Source organism: Mesorhizobium sp. M7A.F.Ca.ET.027.02.1.1, assembly GCF_004022985.1.
Lineage (GTDB): Bacteria > Pseudomonadota > Alphaproteobacteria > Rhizobiales > Rhizobiaceae > Mesorhizobium.
Window position 1 is genome coordinate 25,279 of record NZ_RZOL01000025.1, and the last position, 6,310, is coordinate 31,588.

At 59.7% G+C, this 6,310-nt stretch carries 5 protein-coding genes; 2 read left to right on the forward strand and 3 right to left on the reverse strand.

Annotated elements, in window-relative coordinates; all coding sequences use genetic code 11:
- Nucleotides 1–187 precede the first annotated feature (187 nt).
- Both EN749_RS05205 and EN749_RS05210 read left to right on the forward strand, forming a co-directional pair.
- Nucleotides 188–3,484 (forward strand): adenylate/guanylate cyclase domain-containing protein, encoded by a 3,297-nt coding sequence (locus EN749_RS05205; RefSeq protein WP_128362679.1) that lies wholly within the window; start codon nucleotides 188–190, stop codon nucleotides 3,482–3,484.
- 19 nt (nucleotides 3,485–3,503) lie between these two features.
- Nucleotides 3,504–4,184, forward strand: a complete 681-nt coding sequence (locus EN749_RS05210) for a redoxin domain-containing protein (protein ID WP_127380484.1) — start codon at nucleotides 3,504–3,506, stop codon at nucleotides 4,182–4,184.
- 77 nt (nucleotides 4,185–4,261) lie between these two features.
- On the opposite strand, the gene EN749_RS05215 is transcribed toward EN749_RS05210, so the two are convergent.
- The 3 genes from EN749_RS05215 to EN749_RS05225 form a co-directional block, all read right to left on the reverse strand.
- Entirely contained in the window at nucleotides 4,262–5,332 is a 1,071-nt protein-coding gene (locus tag EN749_RS05215; RefSeq protein ID WP_127811232.1) for an adenylate/guanylate cyclase domain-containing protein, read from the reverse strand.
- A 3-nt stretch (nucleotides 5,333–5,335) separates the two neighbouring features.
- Nucleotides 5,336–5,830: a Rab family GTPase gene (locus EN749_RS05220; protein ID WP_023809564.1), complete on the reverse strand. Its 495-nt coding sequence runs from the start codon at nucleotides 5,828–5,830 to the stop codon at nucleotides 5,336–5,338.
- Nucleotides 5,831–5,843: 13 nt separating this feature from the next.
- A partial coding sequence (locus EN749_RS05225) for an OmpA family protein (RefSeq protein ID WP_145990879.1) occupies nucleotides 5,844–6,310 on the reverse strand: 467 nt, incomplete at its 5' end.

Sequence of the window (6,310 nt, forward strand, 5' to 3'; positions counted from 1 at the left end):
GTTCATCATTGTGAATACCCTGGCCGTGAAGGGCGTGGCGAGATCACGAGTCATGGCCCCAAGAGCCGGATGATTGCAGGCCGAATCGACCTGAAATCTGAATCCATCTCTAGGTCAAAGAGACAGAGCAGGATGTGGTCCGAAAACCGCTTCACACTTTTCGGCATCATGCTCGGGTGAGGTTTCCATGGACTGCTCGGGCTGCGGTTTCGAGATTGGGGGCGGTTACGCCTTCTGTCCGAAGTGTGGCAGGCGCCAGCCTGTGCCATGCGCCAGCTGCGGCTACCCCTGCGCACCTGACTTCGAGTTCTGTCCGAAATGTGGGGCAAGCCTTGGTGCGTCCGCAAAAGCCGCCGAACGGCCTGTTCCGAAACCAAGCGGGACCATCGTGCCGCCTTCTCGAATCCTGTCGCTGCCTACGAACATCGAAAGCTATGGGCTGCATCCCGTCTCTGACGCCGATCGCCGGACGGTAACGGTCCTGTTCGCCGACCTTTGCGGCTTCACGACACTCAGCGAACAACTCGACCCCGAGGTGATGCAAGCTCTGCAGAACGCGCTGTTCAAGGAATTGACGGCGGCCGTGCGAAACTTTGGCGGTTTCGTCGACAAATTCATCGGCGATGCGCTGCTCGCTTTGTTCGGTGCGCCCGTGGCGCATGAAGACGACCCAGAACGTGCGCTTTGCGCCGCTCTCGACATGATCGCCCGGACGGCGCGGCTCGGTGAAGGCACCCCCCACTCCGGCTCGCCTCTGTTACTCCACATCGGCATAAACACCGGTCCGGTTGTTACTGGCGGATTGGGCATCGGCACCGCCAAATCCTATTCGGTGACCGGCGACACCGTGAATACGGCGCAGCGCCTGCAATCGCTGGCCGCACCGGGTGAGGTGCTGGTAGGCGAACTCACTCACAGGCTGACCCGGCATGCCTTTTCTTACGAGTCGCTGGGCGATGTCGTGCTTCGCGGCAAGGCCGGCAGCGTGCTCGTCCATCGACTGGATGCACCGCTTGCGGCCCCGCGTGCAGCACGTGGGCTCGAGGCGCTCGGCCTCAGCGCGCCGATGATTGGTCGCGGTGCGGAGCTTCATAGAATGTTGGCGAGCCTTGACCAGGCGTGCGGCGGCTCGGCCCAACTTGTCCGCCTCGTCGGAGAAGCCGGTATCGGGAAGTCGCGGCTGGTGAAGGAGTTCGTCGCCCGCGTCGGCGACGAGGATCGTTTTCGCAACGTCGCCGTGCGGCAGGCCGCGTGCTCACCGCTGGGCGAACAATCATTTGGCGCCTTGGACGCAGTTGTGCGCAGCGCTGCGGGGATGATGCAGAACGACAATGGGGATGAAATACGGGGGAAGCTCGCAGCCTTGCTTACCGATCTCGGCCTGCAGGGCGAAGAGGCAAAGCGACTGATGCCTTTGCTTTACCATGTGCTTGGCCTTGGCGACCCCGATGCCACCTTGCAGCATGTCGAGCCCGAGCAGCTGCGGCGGCAAATTCTTTACGCAGTCCGCACAATCATCGAACGGCGGCTTGCGTTGTCGCCGCTGTTGATTGTCGTGGAAGACCTGCACTGGGCCGACGCCGTGTCACTTGAGGCACTGCGTTTCGTGATGGACAGGTTGGAACGCACACGGTTGATGTTGCTGGTCACGCATCGTCCAGCGCCGGACAACGACCAACTCGATTCAAATCGGGTCAGTCACACGGCGCTCAGGCTTTCGCCGCTCAACAATGATGACGGACGCAGTCTGCTGGCGGCGCTTTTCGGCGAGAGCTGGGTAAACTCCGCAGGAGGGCTTCTCGGCCAGATCCTCGAGCGCTCGGGCGGCAACCCGCTTTTTTTAGAGGAGATCGTTCGCGGCCTTATCGATCGCGGTGTATTGATGCGCGAGGGCCAGCGATGGCGGACTGTGGCAGGCGAAGTCGCAACCGGCATTCCCGCCACGATCCAGGCAATGTTGCTTGCTCGGGTCGACCGGTTGCCCCAAGAGGTGCGCCGGTTGGCCCAGGAAGCCGCGGTAATTGGCCCGCGCTTCGATGCCACCCTTCTGAAAACCGTTACATCCGACCCCGGCCGGCTAGAAGCCGGCTGCGAACTGCTTTGCGATGCGGAAATCATCGAGGAAGTTGCCGGATCTGGCTCGGGCTCGTCGCAAAGCTACCGCTTTACGCAAACATTGCTGCAGGACGTGATCTACCAGAATCTGCTCCTGCAACGCCGGACCGACATCCACGGGCGGGTCGGTGCTGCCTTGGAGCAACTGTACGGCGACAAGCCGGAACGGCTCGAGGATTTGGCGGTGCTCGGTCATCATTTCGCACAGAGCGCCGAGCGGGAAAGGGGCGCGCATTGCCTGCAGGCGGCGGGTGATCGCGCTCGCATGATATACGCCAACGATGACGCCCTTCGTTTCTATGAGCGAGCACTGACCGCATTGGGTGCGATCGGGCAAACACCGCTCAAGCTGGCAATTGCAGAGCGCATTGCCGATCTGAGCGGCCCGGCAGGCCGCCGCCAGGTCGCGCACCACCACTACGAGGCGGTGTTGCTGGCATACCGCCAGTCGGCAGATCGTGTCGCTTCGGCGCGCGTTTTGCGTAAGGTCGGTCGGCTGCTCTGGGACGTCGGCAAGCGGGACAACGCAGAATCCCGCTATGCTGAAGCGGCAGCGCTCCTCGATGGAGCGGATGCCCCGATCGAGCAGGCGCATCTCTGGCAAGAACGTGGCCGACAGGCGTTCCGGAGCGGAGATCACTCCCTCGCGGCAAAATGGGCGGACGCGGCGCTGGATTGCGTACGCACTTTGACGACGGAGCATGTTTCCGACGTAGGACGCGATGCCACTCTTGTGACCGCCGAGGCACTTAATACCAAGGCTGTTGCGCTGGCTCGCCTCGGACGAAACCGTGAAGCCGTTGGCCAGGTCGAGCGCAGCATTGAATTGGCCGAAGCCGCCGGTCTGCTGGGTGCGGCCTGCCGCGGCTACACCAATCTCGGCGTGCTTTACACGACTATCGATCCGGCAAAGGCGATGGAGGTCTGTCGGCGCGGTCTGGACGTGGCGCGCCATATTGGTGATCTGGGTTTCCAGGCCCGCCTCCTCGCCAATCTGGCGGTCGCTTGTTGTACTTTCACGGATCGCTGTCCAACGGAGGGCGTGCCTGCCGCCGAGAAGGCTATCGAGATCGACCGGGCGCTCGACCAGCGCGAGCACCTGCCGGTGCCGTTGATCGTGCTTGGGCAGATCCACCAGTGCAATGGCCGTCCTGAACTGGCGGTTGGCCTGTTCCACGAAGCACTGGACGTCGCCCGCGAAATGGGCGAGCCCCAACTGCTCTTTCCGTGCTATGATGGTCTCGCAACGCTTAATCTGGACCTCGACAATCTGGCCGAGGCCGAACGCTACTTTTCCCTGGCGCAGGGTATATGCGCCCAGCACGGGCTCGACCCGGAAGCGCTTGTGGTGCTGCCTTTTCTCGACTAGCCGGGGTTAGGGGTTGGAAATGTCCGCGCCTAGTGACTTGGTACCGCTTCAACCGGGCGACCGTGCGCCGAACCTGGTGCTTGACGCCATTACCCAGGAAGGCAAGATCGCGCTCGATGACTTTCGCGGGCAAAAACCAGTGCTGGTCGGCCTGTTTCGAGGTCTGCATTGTGCCTTCTGCCGGCGCCACATCGCCGCCCAGGCGCGGCTTGATCCGGAGCTGCGTGAAAGGGGCGTGGAGAGCCTGACGGTGGTCAACACGCCGATCGAACGAGCGCGTCTCTATTTCCGCTACCACCCGATGCCGAACCTGCTTGCGGCCTCCGACCCTGAACGCGCTTCACATCGTGCTTTTGGACTACCCAATCTCGAATTCACCCAAAACGAGACGAACTGGCCGTACAAGGTCTCGATGGCAGCAGCAAAGGATATGCGGGTCGACATACCAGGCGAGTTGCCCGGTCCCATGGATCCTTTTGCAGCGAGCGAAATCCTCGATAGGAAGGACCCTTACGAAGTGACCGAAGCCGACGAACAGATGATCGCAACAGGACACGGACAATTGGTCGGTCAATTCCTGCTGGACAGGCAGGGAATTGTCCGCTGGAGTTTCACGGAGGTTCCGGAGGGGGGGCGATACATGTTTGGGGCGCCCAACCCGAAGGAACTGATGTCAGCTGTGTCGCAAGTCGCCCAATGAGGTCCCGTTTGATCAAATCTTCACGTTAATAATTTGCGGCTTGAGATGCAGTGCGCTCCAGCGCCGGCAAGCGACAATCAGGCTGGGAGCCGCCACATTCGTACACGACCTGCACCACGCAATTCCGTTTCCTCAAGTGGATCGCAAGCAAATTTTGGTCCCAGCAGTTGGCGCGTTGCATCGGAAATACGGATTTCACTGGGCTCCGCGGACGTTTGAATACGCGAGGCGAGATTAACGGTCTCGCCCCACAAGTCATAGGCGAACCGTCTTTTGCCTATGACGCCAGCGACGATCGGTCCCGAGTGAATTCCAATTCTCAGTCTTATCGGTTCTCCTGCGAAGCTCTCGCGTTTGACCGCCTTGCGCAGTTCAACTGCGTAGTGCGCGAGGGCTTGTGCATGATCGGATCGCGCGGTGGGCAGGCCCGCGACCACCATCACACAATCGCCGATTGTCTTGATCTTTTCGCAGCCGTGCCGTTCCGAGAGCCGATCCGCCGCCTTGAAGAAGTAATTCAAGATAGCGAGCGTCGTCACCGCTCCGACGCTGCGCGCTCTTTCCGTAAAACCGACGATATCGGCAAAAAGCACACTCACCTCTGCGTGGTTGTCTGCAATTTTCTTGTGCGCTTTCAACCGCTCCGCGATCGACGCCGGAAGAATGTTGAGGAGCAGGGATTCGGCGCGCTGGTATTCACGCGACAATCCCTCCTGACTCTTCCTCAACGCCTCATTGGCCGAATGTAACTTCTCGTTGAGTTGGCGCTCCCTCTCTTGCAGAAGAGTCATTTCATAAGCCTTCTGTTGAAGCCGCTGCTTGTTGTCGCGTTCGGCAGTGGCATCAAGAAAGAGCAGCCACACGCAGTCATCATCAGCAAAAAGATGAAGGTCCGCGACACGCCCGCTGGGCAGTTCGACCATAGGCATATGAAATGGAAGCTCCGGGCAAGGCAGCAAACCTTCCATGAATTCAAGCTGATCGGCAACAGGCTTACCGATGCGAAGGGATGAGAGCCCGTAATGTTTAACGTTACCGCCCTTCGCCGCTGTCCGCAGCTGGGCGTCAATTTTCACATACGCAATAGCACGCTCGTTGTAGAAGAAATCGTAAATCCAGTTTCCGATCTCTCTTGGCAATCTTTGCATGGTCTATTTGGTGACCATCGAAGCGAGTTTAAGAAACGCATCATCGACATGCTCACCCGAGAGCGCACTTGTCAGATAGACCTGCCATCCGCGTTGCCTCAGTTCGTCGATTTCTCTATCCGGTATTACCCACCGATCGGCCAGATCAGATTTGTTGAAAAGCAATACGAACGGCATAGCACCGAATTCAGCCTCGACCCGCTCGCGCAGCGTGAGCGCGGCGGTAAGGGTAGCGGCGCGGGTTCCATCGACGACAAGCACGAGGCCTGTCGCACCTCGCACATGGCTGACGCGGAATGAGCCGATATCATCTTCGCCGGCCAAATCCCATAAAATCAGATCCACTGTTTTGTCCGGGAGTGCGACACTCTTTTTGTCGATTTTCACTCCCACCGTGGTCAAGTAGGTCTCTGAAAAGATGCTTTTCACAAACCTGCGAACCAGGCTCGTCTTTCCAACAGAGAACCCGCCCAACATACAGATCTTTTTTTGCAACATCTTGGGCTCCGACCTAGTCCAGGTTTACCGTAACGGAAACCCGGCGATTGGTGGAGCTACCAGCCTGACTATTTTCAGGCACCGCCGGTTCAAAGGTGCCCGCGCCCCGAACCAGCAGCAGTTCCGGGGCGACGCCGCGCTTGTTGAGAAGCGCACGAACTGTCTCGGCACGGGCGGCGCTGATCGACGCGTTGGCCGTCTCACGGCCCGTGGTGTCCGAATGGCCGGTCAACATGAACCGCGCAGTTACGCCTGACTTGCGGGCACTTTGGGCGAATTCCTTTATTTGATCCGCCAATCTGTCGAGAACCGGCGTCTGCTCTGGTCCCGGCACAACTTTGCCGGAAGAGAAGAAAATATCGGTCGTCTGGATGGCCTCTCTCAAATGATTGAGCTCTGCAAGGTCCAGTTCACGCAGCTGCGAGACATCCAGAACCACTCCGTCCGCCGAAAGTTGTTCAGCGGCGGCCTGCGCCCGGT

Bases quoted from the DNA above. Each gene is read 5' to 3' on its own strand.
- EN749_RS05205 (WP_128362679.1), top strand. From the start codon at position 188: ATGGACTGCTCGGGCTGCGGTTTCGAGATTGGGGGCGGTTACGCCTTC.
- EN749_RS05210 (WP_127380484.1), top strand. From the start codon at position 3,504: ATGTCCGCGCCTAGTGACTTGGTACCGCTTCAACCGGGCGACCGTGCG.
- EN749_RS05215 (WP_127811232.1), bottom strand. From the start codon at position 5,332: ATGCAAAGATTGCCAAGAGAGATCGGAAACTGGATTTACGATTTCTTC.
- EN749_RS05220 (WP_023809564.1), bottom strand. From the start codon at position 5,830: ATGTTGCAAAAAAAGATCTGTATGTTGGGCGGGTTCTCTGTTGGAAAG.